The 20251-nt window shown below is 39.6% G+C and carries 17 protein-coding genes, 1 tRNA gene and 1 riboswitch; of the genes, 12 read left to right on the top strand and 6 right to left on the bottom strand.

All coding sequences use genetic code 11. From position 1 onward, the window contains the following. Nucleotides 1-121: 121 nt before the first annotated feature. Nucleotides 122-2455 carry a helix-turn-helix domain-containing protein gene (locus CFS04_RS09410; RefSeq protein WP_088810446.1) on the bottom strand — a complete coding sequence of 778 codons (2334 nt, stop codon included), beginning with the start codon at nucleotides 2453-2455 and terminating at the stop codon, nucleotides 122-124. Between the two features lie 590 nt (nucleotides 2456-3045). Here CFS04_RS09410 and CFS04_RS09405 point away from each other — a divergent pair. Then, on the top strand, nucleotides 3046-5145 hold the full coding sequence (locus CFS04_RS09405) for a glycosyl hydrolase family 28-related protein (RefSeq protein ID WP_088810445.1): 2100 nt from the start codon (nucleotides 3046-3048) through the stop codon (nucleotides 5143-5145). 44 nt (nucleotides 5146-5189) lie between these two features. Here the strand turns inward: CFS04_RS09405 and CFS04_RS09400 are convergent, their stop codons facing one another. Continuing rightward, nucleotides 5190-5609: an effector binding domain-containing protein gene (locus CFS04_RS09400; protein ID WP_088810444.1), complete on the bottom strand. Its 420-nt coding sequence runs from the start codon at nucleotides 5607-5609 to the stop codon at nucleotides 5190-5192. 100 nt (nucleotides 5610-5709) lie between these two features. Between CFS04_RS09400 and CFS04_RS09395 the strand changes: the two genes are divergently transcribed. Further along, the gene (locus CFS04_RS09395) at nucleotides 5710-6630 is read left to right on the top strand and encodes a YafY family protein (protein ID WP_088810443.1); all 921 of its coding nucleotides are present in this window, start codon (nucleotides 5710-5712) and stop codon (nucleotides 6628-6630) included. A 264-nt stretch (nucleotides 6631-6894) separates the two neighbouring features. On the opposite strand, the gene CFS04_RS09390 is transcribed toward CFS04_RS09395, so the two are convergent. The 4 genes from CFS04_RS09390 to CFS04_RS09375 are packed head-to-tail and all read right to left on the bottom strand — an operon-like array spanning nucleotide 6895 to nucleotide 10201. Then, entirely contained in the window at nucleotides 6895-7677 is a 783-nt protein-coding gene (locus CFS04_RS09390; protein WP_088810442.1) for a carbon-nitrogen family hydrolase, read from the bottom strand. 18 nt (nucleotides 7678-7695) lie between these two features. Further along, nucleotides 7696-8358: a methionine ABC transporter permease gene (locus CFS04_RS09385; protein WP_088810441.1), complete on the bottom strand. Its 663-nt coding sequence runs from the start codon at nucleotides 8356-8358 to the stop codon at nucleotides 7696-7698. Continuing rightward, on the bottom strand, nucleotides 8351-9370 hold the full coding sequence (locus CFS04_RS09380; RefSeq protein ID WP_088810440.1) for a methionine ABC transporter ATP-binding protein: 1020 nt from the start codon (nucleotides 9368-9370) through the stop codon (nucleotides 8351-8353). Before CFS04_RS09380 ends, CFS04_RS09385 begins: the two co-directional genes overlap by 8 nt. 12 nt (nucleotides 9371-9382) lie before the next feature. Continuing rightward, the gene (locus CFS04_RS09375; RefSeq protein WP_088810439.1) at nucleotides 9383-10201 is read right to left on the bottom strand and encodes a MetQ/NlpA family ABC transporter substrate-binding protein; all 819 of its coding nucleotides are present in this window, start codon (nucleotides 10199-10201) and stop codon (nucleotides 9383-9385) included. A 171-nt stretch (nucleotides 10202-10372) separates the two neighbouring features. Next, nucleotides 10373-10483: riboswitch (SAM riboswitch) on the bottom strand. Nucleotides 10484-10635: 152 nt separating this feature from the next. Between CFS04_RS09375 and CFS04_RS09370 the strand changes: the two genes are divergently transcribed. The 10 genes from CFS04_RS09370 to CFS04_RS09320 all read left to right on the top strand — a co-directional run bounded on the left by CFS04_RS09370 (nucleotide 10636) and on the right by CFS04_RS09320 (nucleotide 20167). Continuing rightward, nucleotides 10636-11817 (top strand): pyridoxal phosphate-dependent aminotransferase, encoded by a 1182-nt coding sequence (locus CFS04_RS09370; RefSeq protein ID WP_088810438.1) that lies wholly within the window; start codon nucleotides 10636-10638, stop codon nucleotides 11815-11817. 66 nt (nucleotides 11818-11883) lie between these two features. Beyond that, a tRNA-Asp gene (locus CFS04_RS09365) sits at nucleotides 11884-11956 on the top strand. 112 nt (nucleotides 11957-12068) lie between these two features. After that, a complete protein-coding gene (locus CFS04_RS09360) occupies nucleotides 12069-12503 on the top strand; it encodes a GyrI-like domain-containing protein (RefSeq protein ID WP_088810437.1) in 435 nt (144 codons plus the stop codon). 34 nt (nucleotides 12504-12537) lie between these two features. Beyond that, entirely contained in the window at nucleotides 12538-13476 is a 939-nt protein-coding gene (locus tag CFS04_RS09355) for a YafY family protein (protein WP_088810436.1), read from the top strand. After that, complete coding sequence (locus CFS04_RS09350) at nucleotides 13457-13987, top strand: ClbS/DfsB family four-helix bundle protein (RefSeq protein ID WP_088810435.1); 531 nt, start codon at nucleotides 13457-13459, stop codon at nucleotides 13985-13987. The genes CFS04_RS09355 and CFS04_RS09350 overlap by 20 nt, the downstream gene beginning before the upstream one ends. A 265-nt stretch (nucleotides 13988-14252) precedes the next feature. Beyond that, nucleotides 14253-14966, top strand: coding sequence for a response regulator YycF (gene yycF, locus CFS04_RS09340; RefSeq protein WP_088810433.1), 714 nt, complete (start codon nucleotides 14253-14255; stop codon nucleotides 14964-14966). Nucleotides 14967-15243: 277 nt separating this feature from the next. After that, nucleotides 15244-17070 (top strand): cell wall metabolism sensor histidine kinase WalK, encoded by a 1827-nt coding sequence (gene walK / locus CFS04_RS09335; RefSeq protein WP_088810432.1) that lies wholly within the window; start codon nucleotides 15244-15246, stop codon nucleotides 17068-17070. After that, a complete protein-coding gene (locus CFS04_RS09330) occupies nucleotides 17067-18377 on the top strand; it encodes a YycH family regulatory protein (RefSeq protein ID WP_088810431.1) in 1311 nt (436 codons plus the stop codon). Before walK ends, CFS04_RS09330 begins: the two co-directional genes overlap by 4 nt. Before the next feature lie 2 nt (nucleotides 18378-18379). Next, nucleotides 18380-19240, top strand: coding sequence for a two-component system regulatory protein YycI (locus tag CFS04_RS09325; protein ID WP_088810430.1), 861 nt, complete (start codon nucleotides 18380-18382; stop codon nucleotides 19238-19240). Between the two features lie 96 nt (nucleotides 19241-19336). Further along, the gene (locus CFS04_RS09320; protein ID WP_088810429.1) at nucleotides 19337-20167 is read left to right on the top strand and encodes an MBL fold metallo-hydrolase; all 831 of its coding nucleotides are present in this window, start codon (nucleotides 19337-19339) and stop codon (nucleotides 20165-20167) included. The last annotated feature ends 84 nt before the right edge of the window (nucleotides 20168-20251 follow it).

The raw sequence follows: 20251 nt of genomic DNA, 5'->3' as shown, positions 1-20251 counted from the left end.
AAAAGAAGGGTGTTTTTTTGCTTATTTTTAGCTTGAAAATTTCCTTTTTTAAAAAGTGATTTTATTGATGTCAAAAATTCGACGTTGAACGCAAGAAAAAAGCTTAACGTTTCCGTTAAGCTTAAATCGTATGCCGAAATTCATAAAAATGAATCGCATTAATATCTAAATAGGCGTAAAATGACCAATCATCTGTAATCGTCTCATCACTAACCGTTAACGTAGGCTGCGAGGCATCCACAATGTAATCTAAAATTTCTTCATCTAAACCGTGCTTACTATTTAACTGCCAGTATTTAGAATATAAAGCGCCATTATCGCGATCAAATTGCCATTTGCAAACTTGATATTCTCCCGGTTCAAGCCCCAACATGCGAACATGAACTTCTTTTCGCTCTTCTTTTAAAAATTTTTCTTCTACTGAAAAGCGCGGATTCATCGTCGCACAGTTCATCAAAATAAGCTGATAGCCGTCCACATGCCGCGTCATAATAAAATCTTTTCCCTCCGCAACAACAACACCTTTAAGCCGCTTCAGAAATTTCACTGCATAAAACGCTGGTCGCTTCCCGTTGAAAAAATGAAACATTTCGAGCCCGTCAAGACTAATATTTAGCTGACTGCCATCCTCCTCGTGAAGCTCCGTATTAATCCAAAAACCAAGAGCATCCACTTCTGGGGCTAAATCAAGCATGGTTTTTAGGACGAGCGCACCACGGAAAAAAGTACCATTCGTGTACCGCGTATTTCCCGTGAGTGTGTTCCAATTAACGAGCATAAGCGGCTTATGAATTTGATGATGCTTCAAATAAGCTTTCAGTTTTAGCGTTTTAGTCAAACAATAATCTTCCGTAATCAAAAAATCTTCTTTTGAAAAATCAACCGCTTCATTTTGATTCGCGTTATAGGTAATGAAATCAATTTGATCCGCCGCCTCTAAAAACCAAGTATGGCGCACAGGAACCGCATTTTGCGAAAGCGAAAACGGAACAAAAGTGCCCACTTGAATGGCGGATAGGCGCGACTTAATGATTTGCTGGAGCTTCAAATATACACGCTTCAATTCATTTTTATCCGCAAAGGTCAGTTTAGGATTGAAAAACATAAAGTGCCACTGCGAAACAAATTCTCGGCCGAAAACTTGGATAGAGTGTCGCAAAAAGTGATCAAGACGTTCAAAAACATCATGTTCATTTTCGGAGATATCTTGATACTCAAGCCGAATAAAAAGTTGCAAACGATGCTGTTTTAAAAATGAAATCGCCACATCTGCATTTGCATAAGGAGAAGATGTAGGAACTAATTCGTCCGTTTCAGCCTCAGGCAGAAAAGTGCTTCCTTTAAATAAATGGCGAATGCCGATATAATTGACGCCGAGCTCATCGCGTGACGTTAAAATTTGTTTTTGCACATTTTCCTTCAAAACTTCCTTCAACTCTCCAATGGTTAGGATATGCATATTTTGGGTTAAAGCTCGTGCTGCCTTGTCCGCAATTGCTATTTTCTTCTTTTCAAACGGTGCTTCATTTAATTCATTGCCAGATTCAATGTTGTGATATAGACGAGCAAGTTTAATGAGAATATCGGATGTTGGCACAATTTGCTCAATCGCACGATTTTGCTGGCTTTCTTGTTTTTGCTCGAGGGGACTCAATTCGCGGTGGTGCTGCGTTCTGTACTCACTAGGCGGCGAATGGAAGTACTGTTTAAATGCTTCTGAGAAATGTTTTTGACTCGAGAAGCCATTTTTAAGCGCAATTTCGGTAATACTCTCTGTCGAATAGAGCAAGTTTTCACGCGCATGCTTCAATCTAACTTCCGTCAAGTATTGCAAAAAGCCGACGCCAGTTGTTTTCTTGAAATAACGAGATAAATAAGCCTCACTTAAATATTCCTTTTGAGCAAAATCATGAAGGGACAAGGCCTCATCAAAATGTTCTTCTACCTCTCTAATGATTCGCGAGATGCGCTTATCATTCATTTCCTTTTTAGCAAAAGAAGGGTTTTCCTTTTTTAAAAAACGAGTTAAAACGAGCAAAATTTGAAGTAATGCAGTTTGCGCGTCTAGCTTGTTGGCTTGTCTTTGATTCGTTGAGGCGATTAAAAGTTCACTGATAGACTTTCGGAGGGAACTGACAATTTGTTCTCTCCCGGGATCGATTTCCTTAGTGAAAAAGTTAAATGAATGCCGGAAATAATCGGCATAATATTGTGTGAAAAAAGTATCGGAAATCGTCAAATAAATAATTAAATGCTGATTTTCTCCTTGAATCGTGTAAAATGTATGGCGATCAAGGACTAATATATCGCCTTCTTCCAAATGAAAGTGCCGCTCTGAAATTTTGACTGTGACTTTTCCTGAAATTGCGAAAATTAATGTGGTCCCATGTGAAATTTCCGAAGTAGGTTGCTTAATGTGTTGGATTGCAATTTCGTACTCTTTTATGCGTGCCATCCTTCTTCACTCCTTTTCGATACTTTCATCTTAGCATCATATTTACTAAAATGTGTAGTTTATACAAAAAAATAAAAAAGTATTTAGCGCTCATTGTTAGGAATAGCAATGATTTCCTAGTTTTTATGAAATGAAATGGCTACAAAATATCCACAGATTTACGCAAGGCATAATAGTATACTTAGAATATCATGCTGTAGTATTCTCGTTCACAAATGAAGAAGCGATAACAAACTTAGCCATATAGCATGAGTGGCACGCGAAATTAGCGGAAACTAATTTTGCGCAGATAACCTTTAGTGAATTCACTAAAGGTTATTTTAGTATATAGAAACAGCCACTTAAAAAATAAGTGGCTGTTTCTACATGGTTCTATACAAGCTAAAGAGATTACTATTAGTATAGTGGAATTTTCTTTATTTGTCTGTGGACAAAATGAGGCGAATAACTGATTTTTTTAACTTTAAATGGGCATTTTACACATTTTATTGCGAGGGATACCAAAATTTTACAGAAAACCAATTTGTACTATGATAAAGAAATAGTAAAGAAATAAAGCTTTACTTGTAAACATAAAGGAGAGATCATAAGTGGAAACAACCATTATACCCGAAATAAAAGTACACAACGTTAAAGATTTTGGCGCAGTTGGAAATGGCCTAGCAGATGATACAAAAGCAATCCAAGACGCGATTGATGCGCTGTATGAATATCCTGTAAAGAAAGCCGATAAAACAGTTTTATCCAGAGCTGAAACAGAGGAAATGACAAAAGAAGGCGGGATAGTTTATTTTCCGGCTGGTAGTTATAAAATCTCAAAGACTATTTTTGTAGATAAAGCGGGAGTTAACTTACAAGGGGATTCTTCGCTATCAAGTCAAATCATCCCTTCTGGTGAGATGGTGAATAATGAACTGATTTTTGACAAAGAAAAAGAGGACCAACCGATTTTTGATTTTGCTTATTTTAATGGCGAGAAGCGAACTGGGGAACGTTCTTTTATTCGAAATATTGGCATGTCTCATTTAACTTTTGACTTGAGATACGTAAATAACGTCACAACAATCCGAATTATTCGCCCGTATGATTTATGCAAATTTAAAAACCTGTTTTTCTTTAATATTCGCGGGACTGCCATTCAGGCAATTAGTGATACATCAGCAAAGCTATTTAATGGCAAACGAGTTGTTGGGCAGGGATTGATTCTTGAAGACATTCATATTGATAATAGTGGCTCAACACAAGATTATTTGAAACTCAAAAGGGACAAAGGGAGAGTGGAGGATGCGACGGGGACCTTCATTCATTTAGAAAATATTAACGAAAGTAGCTTAACAAACGTAAAGATTTTGGCTTGTGGAGTGCAGGCAGACGCAAATACAGGTCTTGCCATTAAAACAGCAGACAATAAAACGATCCAGGCGTTTGCTAATCGAATCGGAATCCTTTTGGAAGGGTGCCATGGTGTTACAATCAAAGAAAGTTCATTGGGCTTTTTCGATAATGCAGCGATTAAACTCCAAAGAGGCACAAACGGCGCGCAAATTGAAAATGCCTACACATTTATTCAACATAATACTTTTGAAGAAAACAAGAAAGCGCACATTCAAATTGATGGCGGCGCTGAACCTTTAGCCGTAAAAGGGGTTGGAAAAACATTTATTTCAGACAATCGCTTTTTAGGAAAAGTAAGTCCCGAATATGCATATGAAATCGATAATTGTAATCTTGTAACGATTCGTGATCGTGCTAATGTTAAGGTGGGACAACTAGCGTTCAATACAATTATTGAAGCTGGCGAAGTAAATGCAATTGAAGTAGCTGGAACTAGCTTTCAATCAAAACCAAGAATAACAGATAATGGCTACAGAACAGTAATCATGGGAAAAGAGAATGTTTTGAGCGAGCAAAAAACGAGCTATTCAGATGCCTATTCCTTTAAAACACGATTGCTGGCAGAACGACTCACAATTCCAGTTGTTAAAAAACAAGATTTGTATCGTTATAATGAAGTTGTAGTAGAAGGGGATATTGCACTTTTAAAAGAAGATGGTAAACCGGAAACGAAGTTAATTGTCCTTAGAACCATTCAAAATGGACAATTAGTGTGGGTGGATATGAAGGATAATGTGATTGATGTGAGTCAAATAACGGAAGCGACTGTATCGGGAACAGAAGTTAAGGGGAAATTCATAGGGGGCATTACGCAACTTAGAATAACAGAAATATTATCTGATGGAGCGGAACGCCCACAAGAAACAGGCGGTACAATTGAGTCAGGCGGGCGATTTTCATTGCAATACACCGAAATCACAGCTAATTGTACGCACTTGAAAATTGAAGGTTTTGATGAAAGAGGGTTTAGCGTAGCCGAATTTATGCTTCATTTACCGCCGCAATTAGCAACGCAACTAATTGTGTCGCCGCTATATAATCGAGATGCAGCCTCATTTATTACAGGAACATATTGGAATATTGCGTCACTTCGTTTTGTTGCTCGTAATATAACGACGGGAGAAGAGCAAATCTATGCTGGCGGGGATTTAAAAGCAGATGGCACATTTACGTATTATGCGCGTGATAAAGTGAGAGAAAATCTTGAAACAATGAAATACATCCTAAACGGTTTAGATTCAGAAAATAGAGTCGTCGTAAGCGTCAATGTTATGACAGGCGAAAATTTATTGTAAGCATAAAAAGAAGCAGAAAATTAATTCTGCTTCTTTTTCAATGTTTATTTTGCGTTCACTGGAATATAGATTGTAAATTTGTCTTCGCGTAAATCTTCCAAGTTAAAGTTTCCGGCAAGGTCGTATTTACCGCCTTGCATCACTTCGCCGTAAGTTTGACCGATAAAATTGTCAATGGCAGTGCGTTCAGTTTCTTCGGATACGAATTTTGCATAGTCGCCTTCAGGAATTTCAAAGGAAATCACACCATTACCTTCACCAGATTTTGCAACGATGTAATTTTGTTTGCCATCGATGGACGCATTAATACCAACATAATTTTTTGCATCGTCCGCGTACTTTTCGTAGGCAGCAGTCTTAATTTCGCTCATTTTTCCAAAACCTTCTTGTGGATTAAAATTAGGAATTTCAACTTTTTCTCCGGAAAATACTTCTTTTTCTAAGTGTACAATTTCAAATGACATAACTTTTTCCCTCCAAAAATAAATTTAATTTTGTTATGATGTAACTATAACACGCTAATGTTGACAACTGTATGTCATCATTTGAAAAAGGAGTAAAAAAATGAAAATTGAGCGGCTAATTGGCATTATTATGTTGCTTTTACAACGTGAAATTGTTAGCGCAAATGAAATGGCAAAAATGTTCGAAGTATCAAAACGTACGATTTACCGCGACATGGAAACACTTTCGATGGCGAAAATTCCGATTTATACGATGCCAGGCGTGAACGGTGGAATTGGAATTATGCCAACTTATAAAGTAGACAAACGTTTACTTACTACGGAAGATTTAACGACAATTGTCACAAGTTTGAATGGATTTGAACAATTATTTTCTTCAACAGATATTAAGCGAACGCTTTTGAAAATGAAAAATATGTTGCGGTCTGATGATGAAATTAGTGATCATCTTATTTCGCTGGATTTTTCAAATGTAACAACGAAAAAAGAAATAAATGAACACGTTGAGGAGCTACATTTGGCGATAAAAAAACATCAATATGTTGCCGTGACATATAGCGACCGAGATGGGAATGAAACGAAGCGAAAAATAGAACCATACCATTTGCTTTTCCGAAATCGTTATTGGTATTTACAAGGCTATAGCACAGAGCGGGAAGACTTTCGGACGTTTAAATTATCGCGAATGATTCACTTAGAAACCCTTGCGGATACTTTTACGCCGCGCGAATTTGTGGTCAGACCATTTAACCCAAAACCGCAATTTTCACCTTTTGAAATGGAAGAAGTAGACTTGCTCCTTGACCGTACTGGACGGGAACAAATTGTAGAGCGCGCAAATGTTCTGGAAATAAAAGCACTCGATGAAACGTGTTTTCAAGCCAAGGTTATTCTACCTGATCATGAAGTCGGCTACCGCTTTCTTTTAAACCTAGGAACACATGCAACGATAAAAAGTCAAAATGAATTTTACGATAACTTTATAGCCTATTTGGAAGCCATTCAACTAAAATACCAATAAAAACCAAAGCCCCTATCATGGATTTGATAGGGGCTTTGGCGGTTTTAAGGAAGAATATATAAAATAGGTGTAAAACCTATGATTTAGATGATGCATTTATTGTATCGTCTTAAAATGAAAAAATAATGAAAATAAATGAAGAAATTATATAAAAAAGAGGCTGGGACATAAATAAAAAAAACAAGTGAAAATCCAGTAAATCCATTTTGAAAAATGGTATAGTTACTGGATCTTTACTTGCCTATTTTCTCTTTTTGTGTGAGCTTAGAAATATAATTCTGGGCGGCGGTCTTCGAAAATGGACATCGATTGACGCGCCGCACTGATTTCAGCCAAATCAATTGTGCTGTAGAAATTTTCTTCGGTTTCTCCCGCTAAAAGGAGGATTTCGCCGTGCGGATTGATGACCATAGAATGGCCGTTAAATTGGTTGTTTGGATCTTTGCCGACACGGTTTACGGCCACGACGAACGCTTGATTTTCGATTGCCCGTGCGACGAGCAATTTTTCCCACTGGGAAATGCGAACATCTGGCCACTGGGCAACAACAAAAATAACTTCTGCGCCTCTTGCGGTATGGTGCCGCATCCATTCGGGGAAGCGAATATCATAACAGATGAAGCCGGCTGTTTTTGTGCCGTTTAGCATGAAGAGGTTGGCATCATTCCCAGGCTCCAAATAGAGATGTTCGTCCATTAGCTTGAAAGGGTGGACCTTTTTATAAGAAGAAAGAAAATCACCTTGATTATCAAAAGCGTACATAATATTTGTGAATTTCCCGTCCGTTTTGATGGCAACGGAACCGCCAATAATCGTAATATTTTGCTCTCTCGCAAGCTCAGATAAAAACTTTTTCGTCCGCTCGCCGTGACGGTCTGCGTATATCTCAAGCTCGCTCAAACAATAGCCCGTATTCCACATTTCGGGTAAAACGGCAATCTCAGCACCGCTTCTTGCCGCCTCGGTTACTGCTTGCCGGACCCGTTTGAAATTCGCATCTGGATCCTTAAACGTAACGTCAATTTGGCAAAGCGCAAGCTTCCACATATTTTATTCCCCCAGTTTTCAGTCTTTCTTTAATCGTCTTGCTAGGAAATTTCCAAGTGATTGCAAGGTTTGTACGATGATAATTAAAATAATAATGGTCGCGTACATAATGGTTGGTTCAAAGCGCTGGAATCCGTATTGATAGGCAATGGTTCCAAGTCCGCCGGCGCCAACTAGTCCTGCCATCGCGGTGGCTCCAATTAGACCAATTGTAGCGATTGTCAGGCCAAGCACGATGCCTGAACGCGCCTCGCGAAGCACAACATTTAAAATGATTTTTGACGTAGAAATTCCCATCGCCTGATACGCTTCAATGACACCGCGGTCGACTTCAAGTAAAGCAGATTCCATCAGCCGAGCGATATATGGCGCTGTGAAAACGACAAGCGGCAAAATAACGCCCTTTACGCCAATTGTAGTGCCCACGATAATTTTTGTAAATGGCAAAATTAAAAAAAGTAAAATAATAAATGGCAGCGAACGTAAAATATTAATAATCCAGTTTAAAATCGTGTAAGCCGTTTTATTCTCAGCTTGCCCATCTTTTCGTGTTAAAACAAGTAAAATACCAAGTGGCAGACCGACCAAAATGGAGATGACGAGCGTGATGCTTGTCATTGTAAGGGTTTCTAGGAATCCAGTCCAAAGGGTGTCGCCCCATTCGTTAAAAAAATCAACCATTTTGTTGCACCTCCGAAACGACTACGCCTTGTTCGCGCAAGTACTCAATTGCTTTGTTATATTCGGCCTCATCACCTTTTAAATGGACTAAAAGTTTGCCAAGGGTATCATTTTTCAGGTGATCAATTCCCCCCGCCAAAATGCTCGGTAGGCAATCAAATTTCCGGGATACAAGCGCAAGGGCAGGCTCATCAGAACCTTCGCCAATGAAATGGAGTGAAACCAATTTACCTGTTTGCTTATATTTTTCTAACACATCGGCTGGAATTTCAAAACTAGCCTCTGAGCCAACAAAACGTTTGGTAGTCGGGTGTTTTGGCTTCGTGAATACATCTAAAACAGTGCCTTCTTCAACAATTTGCCCGTTTTCCATCACAGCAACGCGGTCACAAATGCGCTGAATGACATCGAGTTCATGAGTAATAAGGAAAATCGTAATGCCGAGTTCGCGGTTGATTTTAAGTAGCAAATTTAAAATGGCTTCGGTCGTTTCAGGATCAAGCGCACTCGTCGCCTCATCACTAAGTAAAATTTCAGGTTCATGAGCAAGCGCTCTCGCAATGGCAACACGCTGCTTTTGACCGCCAGAAAGTTGGGCTGGGAAATTTTCTTTTTTATCCGTAAGCCCGACAATTTCTAAGTATTTTTCAACACGTGCTGTAATTTCATCGCTTTTTAAACCTTCAAGTTTAAGCGGTAGCGCGATATTTTCATATACAGTGGCCGTTTTAAGTAGATTGTAGCCTTGAAAAATCATTCCGATTTTACGTCTCGCGAAACGCAAGTTTTTCGCCGAAAGTTGTGCGAGATTGTCGTTTGCAATATGCACAGTACCTTCAGTTGGCTGTTCTAAAAAATTAATACAACGAACAAGCGTACTTTTTCCAGCGCCGCTATAACCCACAACACCGTAAATCTCACCTTTTTGGACGGAAAGCGAAACGTCCTTCACCGCCTGAACGCTTCGCCCGTTAACATTAAAAGTCTTGCTGACATGTTCTAGTTTAATCATGGTTACATCTCCCTAAAATGCAGGTACAACAGACCCATTAAATTCTTTTTCAATGAAGCTTTTAATTTCATCAGAATGGTAATATTTTTTAAGTGTATCGACAACTTCATCATCTTTATTTTCAGTTCTTACGACAAAAACATTTGGATACGGATTGTCTTTCGTTGGTTCATGGAAAATCGCATCATCATTAATGGTGAGTCCAGCGCCCATCGCAAAATTGGTGTTGATGGCAGCTGCTTTTACTTCACCAAGTTGCGCTGGAATTTGCGAAGCTTCAAGTTCGATGATTTCTAAATCGAGCGGGTTTTCCGCGATATCTTTTTTCGTTGCTTTTTCTTCCACGCCGTCTTTCAACTTAATGACACCAGCGTCTTCAAAAAGTTTTAAGCCACGATATTCGTTCGAAGGATCATTTGGAACCGCAATTTTATCCCCCTTCTTAAGCTCTTTGATGTCTTTAATATCTTTGGAATAAATGCCCATTGGGAAAGCAACTGTCTTAAAGACTTGGTCGATTTTGTAGCCTTTATCTTTTTTCTGTGCATCTAAAAACGGAATCGTTTGGTAGTTATTCGCGTCTAAATCCCCATCGTTTAGCGCAGTGTTTGGCGTGTTATAATCGTCAAACGTTTTAATTGTGATGTCCAGCCCGTCTTTTTTAGCTAACTTTTTCACTTCCTCCGCAATTTGTTGGTGAGGTCCACCCGTTACGCCAATTGTAATCTTTTCCGTGCTTAGCGTTTCGGATTTCCCGCCACCACATGCAGAAAGTGCAAGTAGTGCCGCGCCAGTAAATGCAATCAAAATTCCTTTAGTTCTCTTTTTCATTAAAAATTCCTCCCTAAATGTGTCTAAATTTAAATTTTTATAAACATTCTAGTTTGAGAGTGTGGACACAGCGTTTCGCCTTGTATTTATGTGCTAAAAAAGTTTTTAGCACATAAATAAACCCCTCTACCATCAGAATAGAGAAGTTGAATGTGTTGCCTATTCGAACTCCTCTCATCTACCAAAATGGCTATACCATTTTGCTGGAATTAGCACCTTCACTTCAAAAAGTTAGGTTGCCGGGCGTCATCGGGCCAGTCCCTCAGCCTCTCTCGATAAGAGAACTACATTATAAAAACTTGTTACGTAAAAATATACCGATTTTTAAGGTGATTGTCAATGCTTTTTTAATGTTTTTTATTTCTAGACTAGACAAAATTGCTAGAAAACTTTAAGATATTTAACAATGAAACATAAAACGGGAGGCGTACGAAATGAGATTTTCTAAAAAGCTCGAAAATTTGCCAGAGCAATTTTTTTCAAAATTAGTACAAAATGTAAATCGCAAAATTGCAGAAGGGCATGATGTCATCAATTTGGGACAAGGAAATCCAGATCAGCCTACGCCGCAAAACATCGTAGAAGCACTAAAAAATGCCGCAGATGATGTGCAAAACCACAAGTATTCTTTGTTTCGCGGCAAGGCAGAACTGAAAGAGGCGGCTGCCAATTTTTACAAAGAAGAGTACGGGGTGACTTTGGATCCTGAAAAGGAAGTGGCGATTTTGTTTGGGACGAAGACGGGGCTTGTGGAGCTGCCGATGTGTCTGCTTGACCCCGGCGAAAAAATGCTCTTGCCTGACCCTGGCTACCCAGATTACTTGTCTGGCGCGGTTTTAGCGGACGCCGAGTATACATTAATGCCTCTTTTGGAGGAAAATCAATTTCTACCGGATTATGCTCTGATAGATGAGGCGACGCGGTCAGATGCGAAGTTGATGTATTTAAATTATCCGAACAATCCAACGGGCGCCATCGCTACAGAGAAGTTTTTCGAAGACACCGTCTCGTTTGCTAAGGAAAATGAGATTGCCGTCGTGCATGATTTCGCTTACGGGGCTATCGGTTTCGGCGCCAAACCAATTAGTTTCCTCCAAACAGAAGGGGCGAAGGATGTCGGAATTGAGCTATACACGCTATCCAAAACATACAATATGGCCGGCTGGCGAATTGGTTTCGCTGTCGGGAATGAAACGATGATTGAAGCCATCAATTTAATCCAAGACCATCTGTATGTGAGTCTTTTCCCTGCCATTCAGGATGCGGGGATTGAAGCGCTTAGAGGCTCCCAGGAAGCTGTCAGAAAGCAAAATGAGCGTTACGAAAGTCGAAAAAATGCCTTTTTAGACGCGTGTTCGGAAATCGGCTGGGAAGCAGTCATTCCAAGGGGCTCGTTTTTTGCTTGGATGAAAGTGCCCGAAAACTTCACGAGCACAAGCTTTACAGAGCATTTGCTCGAAAAAGCTAATGTAGCGGTGGCCGATGGAAGTGGCTTCGGCGAGTGCGGAGAAGGTTACGTCCGAGTGGGCCTTCTAATGGACGAGGAGCGACTTAGGGAAGCAGTAAGCCGCATTGGGAAATTAGATTTATTTAAAGCAACGACTTATAGCCTCTAAAAAATAGTTGACGATTTTTGGCAAGCATGGTTTAATGGTGAAGTGCCCTTTTTAAGGTGCTCACTTGGTTCCGTGGTGTAGGGGTTAACATGCCTGCCTGTCACGCAGGAGATCGCGGGTTCAAATCCCGTCGGGACCGTTTGAATTTTAAAAAGTTTGTAGACTTTGTCGTCTGCAAACTTTTTTTATTACCCTGACAAACTGTTGTCAGAGCCCGGTGCTATACTGGAGCTGAAAGGGAGGTAATAAAAATGAATTATCAAGTTAGTCATTTTGAAGAAATAAAAGTGACTGGAGAACACGTGCACATTAGTAATGATGACCCGAATATGAGTGAGAAATTTACGGAACTTTGGCAAGGGTTTTATCAAAATCATGCTACAATGGATATGGAAACAAAAGTATACGGTGTGTATTTTAATTTTGAAGGTGATTATGAAAAACCGACTTCCTTATCGTATGACGTGCTGGCAGGTGTAGCTACGGCAGACGGGGAGGTCACAATTCAAAATGGAAAATATGCCCGCTTTACAGTGGTTGGAAATCCAATGACGGCGCCAGCAGCACTTTGGCAGGAAATTTGGCAGACGCAATTGGAGCGCACTTGCGTGACGGATTTTGAATTATATTATCCCAATCCAGATATTGAAAAAACGCGGATTGAAATTTATATTGGAATAAAATAAACACGCTATTTTAAACGAGAGGGGAAAGCCGTTCATGCGTTTTAATCGAATGTTAGCCATTGTGTTGCTGTTAGTCAGCAAACGGAAAGTGACAGTTCAAACTTTGGCCGATTTTTTTGAAGTATCAGAACGAACCATTTATCGCGATTTGGAAGCACTAGATTATGCTGGTATACCGATAATTTCGACACCGGGGTTTAATGGTGGGATTAGCATTATGGAGAACTACTATTTGGATAAACAATTGTTTTCCTCGCTCGATTTTAAATACGTGCTGCTTTCGCTTTATCGTTTGAATATTGAAAATGACCCAAATAAAACGGCAATTATTGAAAAGCTACAATTGCTGTTCGATGCCGAAGAATTACAACAAATTGAACAGCATGCACATCAAGTTGTGGTGGATTTTTCGTCTTGGCAAGGCACCAAAACGGATGACGCGAAATTTATGCGCATCCAAGAAGCCATAAAAAGCAATCACCAACTAATGTTCACATACACCAAATTAGATGGGCATAAGAAGCAACGCATGATTGAACCCTATCAATTGCTTTTCAAAAGTGGCCGCTGGTATTTAAGTGGTACAGAAGAAGGCGCTCCAAAATTGTTTTTGCTAGACCGAATTAAACACATCGAACTAGGTCAACCATTTAATCCTAATCTAGCGTATTATGAACGCGATTTCATTTGGCAAAAGCAGAATATGCTTGAATTTGTGTTGCGAATTGATCGCTCGATTTTTCATATTTTTGAAAGCTGGCATCAAGTGGAAATTATAGAAGAAGCGGAGCCATTTTTACGGCTGAAAATTATTGCCGAACATAATGCTTGGCTGGAAACATTTATTTTAGGCCTCGGCAGCGCCTGCATCGTGGAAAGCCCAGCTTCACTACGCGCCCTAGTAAGCGCGCAAATTTCGGACATGTATAAAAATTATAAAGGAGATGATAATAGTGGCGAGACCAACAACTAAAGCAGATCTTATACAAGCCTCAAACGAAAAGTATCAACAACTCATACATATGTTAGAGGAAATGCCAAATGAAGTGAAGTTAGCCGCGTTTCAGTTGGCCGACATAAATAAAAAAGAAGCACACTGGAATAGGGATAAAAATATCCGCGATGTCCTCATTCACTTGTATGAATGGCAAAAATTACTTTTAGATTGGGTAGAGGCCAATTTAAAGGGGGAGAAAAAGCAATTTTTGCTGGAAGGCTATAACTGGAAAACTTACGGCGCAATGAACATCGTTTTTTTGGAAAAGCATCAGCAAACAGCATACCCGGCAGCGCTACGCTTATTGCAGGAAAGTCATGGCCAAGTTATGCAACTTGTTGAGCAATTTTCTAACGATGATTTGTTTAAAAAAGGGGTTTTTACTTGGAGCGGTGGAAGCACGCTTGGCAGCTATTTCGTTTCGGCGACGTCAAGCCATTATGAGTGGGCACTTAAAAAAATAGCTTATTTCAAGAAGCGACTGTAAACGATATGTTTGCAGTTGTTTTTTTGTTACGGGAAAAATCTTCATATTTAAAATGGACTATGCTAGCTGTAATAATTCAGATAATTTTCGAACTGTGCTATAATAAAATTATGGTCTTCTATTTGTATAGAAGTGAACAAGCTAAAGACGCCGTCGGAAGCGTCCAGGGAGAAGGACTTCCGCACCACAGTCTTAATGATAAACAATTTTTAGGAGAATGCCGGCAGAACCGGAAAAATCCAATTATGGGAGGACTGTTTGAAAAATGGCAGAAAAGAAAATTTTAGTAGTAGATGACGAAAAACCAATTGCAGACATTGTTAAATTTAATTTAAATAAAGAAGGTTTCGATGTATATTGTGCCTATGACGGAGACGAAGCTATTGAGCTTGTTGAGGAAGTACAACCAGATTTAATTTTGCTCGACATCATGCTTCCGGGCCGCGATGGCATTGAAGTTTGTCGTGAAGTGCGCAAAAAATACGATATGCCCATCATCATGGTTACCGCAAAAGATTCCGAAATCGATAAAGTGCTCGGCCTCGAGCTAGGCGCCGACGACTACGTGACGAAACCGTTTAGTAATCGTGAACTTATCGCACGGGTTAAAGCGAATTTGCGCCGTCATAGCCAAATTAGCTCGCAATCCGCTGAAGAAGAAGAAAATAGCGAAATCGAAATTGGCTCCCTCGTCATTCATCCAGACGCATACGTGGCATCTAAACGCGGCGAAACCATCGAGTTAACGCACCGCGAATTTGAACTTCTTCACTATTTAGCGAAACATATGGGCCAAGTTATGACGCGCGAACATTTGCTTCAAACTGTTTGGGGCTATGATTATTTCGGCGATGTCCGTACAGTTGACGTAACCGTAAGACGTCTGCGTGAAAAAATCGAAGACAATCCAAGCCACCCAGCATGGCTCGTTACACGCCGCGGCGTGGGCTATTATTTGCGAAACCCAGAGCAGGAGTAGCAGCAGAGGCATTTTAAATAAATCTTGTAGGTATAGTGATGGCGCTATTTGAATGGCTACTGCAATATTTTACGGGATTTACAAACTTATAAAGAAATTGATATGGGAATCAAAATATAGATAATTGTACGAAGCACGTCATTTATTTTACTAATAAATGATGTGTTTTTTTGTAAGCGTGAATTATGGTATAATACAAGAATTAAGAAGAAACTAAATTGCGATTTGCCATAGATAGAAACATCAATTTAACCCTGAACAGGAGTAGACGTGTTTTATGCATAAAATGAAGTTTTTCCAGTCGGTGCAATTCCGGTTGGTGATGATTTACTTGTTGCTTATTTTAGTTGCTATGCAAGTCATTGGCGCTTATTTCGTGCGCGAACTAGAGGGGCAGCTTGAAAAGAACTTTCAAGATTCTATCAAAAATAGTATGACATTACTGGATTATAACGTGCGGGAGGAGATTTTAAAGAACGGCGATAATAGTGCGCAGATGCAGACGGATATTCGTGAACTTTTGGTCGATTATGCGCGCAACAATTCGAGTTTGCTCGAGGTGCGCATTGTTGATGAGCGTGGCAAAATTCTCGGGACGTCCAACATGGACAATCAGGGGATTGTAGGCCAAAAATCAACCACGCCTTTAGTCAAAAGAGCTCTGTCGCTTGGCACTTCAGAAGAAAAAATTTATATGGACGAGTCAAACGACAATAAACGTGTTTGGGTCACGGTTTCTCCAATCAAAAATAAAAATACGGTGATTGGGGCTATTTATCTTGTCGCGAATATTGAGTCCGTCTACTCGCAGGTGGACTCGATTACGAACATTTTTATTACCGGGACGCTGATTGCGATGGTCATAACGGCTGTTCTCGGGGTGCTCTTGTCGCGGACGATAACGAAGCCGATTATTGATATGAAACGACAAGCTTACGCTATGGCGAGAGGGAATTATACTCGGAAAGTAAAAGTATACGGACTTGATGAAATTGGTGAGCTTGCGCAAAGCTTTAACTCGCTGACAAAACGGGTTCAGGAAGCCCAAGCCATGACCGAAGGGGAAAGACGCAAATTGTCTTCCGTACTTTCGTATATGACAGACGGGGTTATCGCAACTGATCGCCGCGGCAAAGTCATTTTAATTAACTCACCAGCGGAAAAAATGCTTCGCGTTGCCCATGAAACCGCAAATGGACAGCCACTTACAGAAGTCCTCGGCATTCAAGATGAGTATGCTTTTGAAGATTTGATGGATATGACCGAGCCGCTTACGATGGACCGTAGTACAGCAGAACGCTATGTTCTCCGCGCCAATTTATCAGTCATTCAACGTGAAACAGGATTTGTAAATGGTGTAATTGCGGTTTTACATGACATTACAGATCAAGAGAAAGTTGACCAAGAACGTCGCGACTTCGTATCAAACGTGTCACACGAACTTCGCACGCCTTTAACCAGTATGCATAGTTATCTCGAAGCACTTAGTGACGGGGCGTGGGAGGATAAGGAGGTCGCGCCGCATTTCCTTGAAGTGACGCAAAATGAAACAGAGCGAATGATTCGCCTTGTCAATGACCTTTTGAAATTGTCGCGTATGGACGGCGGCAGAGAACATCTGGATAAAAGTTTTGTGAATTTTACGGACTTCTTTAATCATATTATCGATCGTTTTGAAATGATGAAAAAAGAATCGATTAAATTTAAACGCTATATTCCGCGCGTGCCAGTTATCATTGAAATTGATGAAGATAAAGTGATGCAAGTGCTGGACAATATTATTTCCAATGCGAATAAATATTCACCGGACGGCGGTCAAATCTCCTTTTTCTTGAAAAAAATGGACGATAAAATCGAAGTAAGTATTAGCGATGAGGGACTTGGAATTCCGGAAGCTGATTTAGACAAAGTGTTTGATAGGTTCTTCCGGGTGGATAAAGCGAGATCGAGAGAAATGGGAGGAACAGGGCTAGGACTGGCTATTGCGCGCGAAGTAATTGAGGCGCATGGTGGTCGTATTTGGGCTGAAAGTAATAAGCGCAAAGGTACGACAGTCAAGTTCACCTTGCCATATAGCGATTTGCCGGAGGATGATTGGGAATGAAGACAAATGCATATTTAAGAGGCGCTATCCTCACCGTACTCGTTATTTTTAGTATCGTGCTCAGCTATTTTATTTGGAAAGGCCAGCCAGATTACGAAACGATTGATGTGAAAGAAGTGGAAAAAACAACAATTGATAAGCAGAAAACCGCTGCCCAAGTTTTTAAACCGATGATGATTCAAGTCAATAAAAACGACACACATTTTCAAACGAACAATGGCACTTATGTGAACGAGCTAGCCGCAGATGGGCGCAACTTTAGTTTTTCAGAAGTCGTTCTTTCGGGGAAAAAACGGAGTGAGGAGTACGACCGTATTATTCACCAAAACGGAGCGATTGAGCTTATTTACCCAAATAACATTCCATTTTCGATTTTTGCGCAAGTCTTCCAAGTTGAAGGTAAGAAGCTTGATAATGCTTCTTTCAATCGGATTATTTTTGACACAAATAAAACGGACACCGGCTTATATACCGTTTATTTTACAAATGATTATGAAGATACGATTTACCAAAGTTCTCTTCAAGAAAAGGATATCGAGAGCGTTCGAAATATTGTTGAAGAAGCAAACAAGGAAGACGTATTTAATGAAGTCCCAGAAGTAAGACCGAGCAAGCATTCCATCTTCCTTTCAAACGAACGAATAAAAATGAGCAGTGAAAAATATATTATCGATTCAATGGATATCAATTTGTTTACGAAGGCGCTGTTCCAAGATGTTGGTTCTGTTAAAAATGAAGATAATTCTTATACAAATGGCTCAAGCAAAATCGTGCTGGATACAACGAATAAGGTGTTGGAATATATTAATCCAGCACAAGAAGTAACAACAAATACTGAAACAATTTCGAAACGAGATAGCCGCATTCAAGATAGTTTTAACTTTATTAATGAACATGCAGGCTGGACGGACAACTATTATTATACTGGCTACTATGCCCAGTCTGGAACGGTAAACTTCGGTTTATTCGTGAACAATTTGCAAGTTTTAAATTCAGCAGGTATGTCGCAAATTTATGTCACGGAAGGACAAGAGGCAGTATATAAATATAGCCGACCATTCTTTAAATTAGACTATCCAATTCCGCGCGAAAGCGAAGAAGTGACGCTACCATCTTCACTATCTGTCTACAAGAATTTGGAAAGCAATCCTAATATTGATATTCGCTCATTGCAAATGATTACACTCGGTTATGAAATGTCATGGGTAGAAGATAAAGGACTTAACCGAATTGTAGAACTAAGACCGACATGGATATTCAAATACAACGGGCAATGGTTCGTTTCTGATATGAAGGAGAGTGAGTAAAGTTGGATTGGAGAAAAACAGAAATTATTTTTATTATCGCCTTCCTATTACTCGATATTTTCCTTGTGGTGATGTTTTTAAATAAACAAGCAACCAATGATCCTGATAAACTTGGAAACGACACGCTTCAAGACCATTTAAAAACAGATAACATCAGCTATCCAAAACTGTCTTCAAAACCGGTTATGGGGGAAATTTTCACAGCTACCCAAGACGCGTTTTCTGCGAAGGACGTTGCGAGCTTAAAAGATCAAAATGTTTTTCTTGTGAATAATGCCAGTGAAATTTCGTCTACATTAAAAACACCGATTCCTGCTGATAAGGACAAAGAAACACCTGAACTTGCCAGTTTTGTCAAAGAAAAGGTGTACAAAGGTTCGTCCTATAAATTTTGGAAATATGATAAAGAGGAAAATAAGCTAATCTACAATCAAGTGATAAAAGGAGATATGGTCCTCTTTGATAGCGGCGGGCAAATTACTTTTAAATTGAATAATGCCGACGAGGCAGTATCATACACGCAAACGTATCTTGGAAAACAAGATGATTTGCAAGAAAAAACCAATTTAATGTCTTCGATGGATGCCTTAGAAGCGATTTATCAACATGGCGACTTAAAAACGGATAGCGACATTGTGAAAGCAACGTTTGGCTACTATACAACGGTCCAATTATCGAGCGGCGATGTTTATTTCCCAGTCTGGTGTTTTGAGGTAAAACATAAAGATACGACGACGTACTTTTTAATCAATGCCAAAGATGAACAAGTTATCAATTTAAATGAATCGCGCGCGCAAAACCCAGAAGAAACATCCATGAGCGAATCAATCCAAATGTCGCCAGAAACAATGATGGGCAACTAGGCGTAAAACGAAAATCAATCCACATTCGGGTTGATTTTTGTTTTCTTTTGTAAAAAATAAGGTTAAAATAAGGATATGTCAGGGGGTACGAATGTAATGATGAAGAGTCAACTGTTAGCAGGAACTGGTGCGGCGCAATTAAAGTTTAGTATTCTCGCAAGTGGGAGTTCTGGCAATGCCACACTTATTGAAACAGACGACCAAAAAATATTAGTCGATTGTGGTTTAAGCGGTAAGAAAATGGAAGGTCTTTTTAAACAAATTGACCGGGATATTAGCGAAGTGGACGCAATTTTAATTACGCATGAGCACTCGGACCATATTAAAGGTTTAGGTGTTTTGGCGAGAAAATATAAACTCCCTATTTACGCAAATGAGAAAACTTGGCGTGCAATGGATAATATGATTGGCGAGGTAAGCTCGGATCAAAAATTTCAATTTGATATGGAAACTGTAAAAAGTTTTGGGCACTTGCAAGTAGAATCATTTGGAGTCTCGCATGATGCGGCTGAGCCCATGTTTTACATATTTCATAACGGGAATAAAAAGTTTGTTATGATTACGGACACGGGCTATGTGAGCGACCGAATGAAGGGGCATATCAAAAATGCTGATGCCTATTTATTTGAAAGTAATCATGATGTCGAAATGCTTCGTATGGGGCGTTATCCGTGGAATGTGAAGCGTCGAATTTTAGGCGATGAAGGGCACGTTTCGAACGAAGATGCAGGAATCGCGATGAGTGAAGTCATTGGCGATCAAACAAAGCGAATTTATCTTGGACATTTAAGCAAGGACAATAATATGAAAGATTTAGCTAGAATGAGTGTGACACAAACGCTTGCAAGTGAAGGCATTGTGGTCGGAAATCAGATAGAATTATTTGACACAGATCCAGAAATTCCGACGAGCATTTTCACATTGTAAAGCTGAGAAGGGACGTAAAGCGAATGAGTACGTCTCTTTTTTCTTAAAAATTTAAAGTAATTTCATGAATTTTTCATAATTCTC

Source organism: Listeria sp. ILCC796 (genome assembly GCF_900186175.1).
GTDB lineage: Bacteria > Bacillota > Bacilli > Lactobacillales > Listeriaceae > Listeria > Listeria goaensis.
Note: the sequence above shows the minus strand (reverse complement) of the source record. Positions and strands in the feature narration are given on the sequence as shown.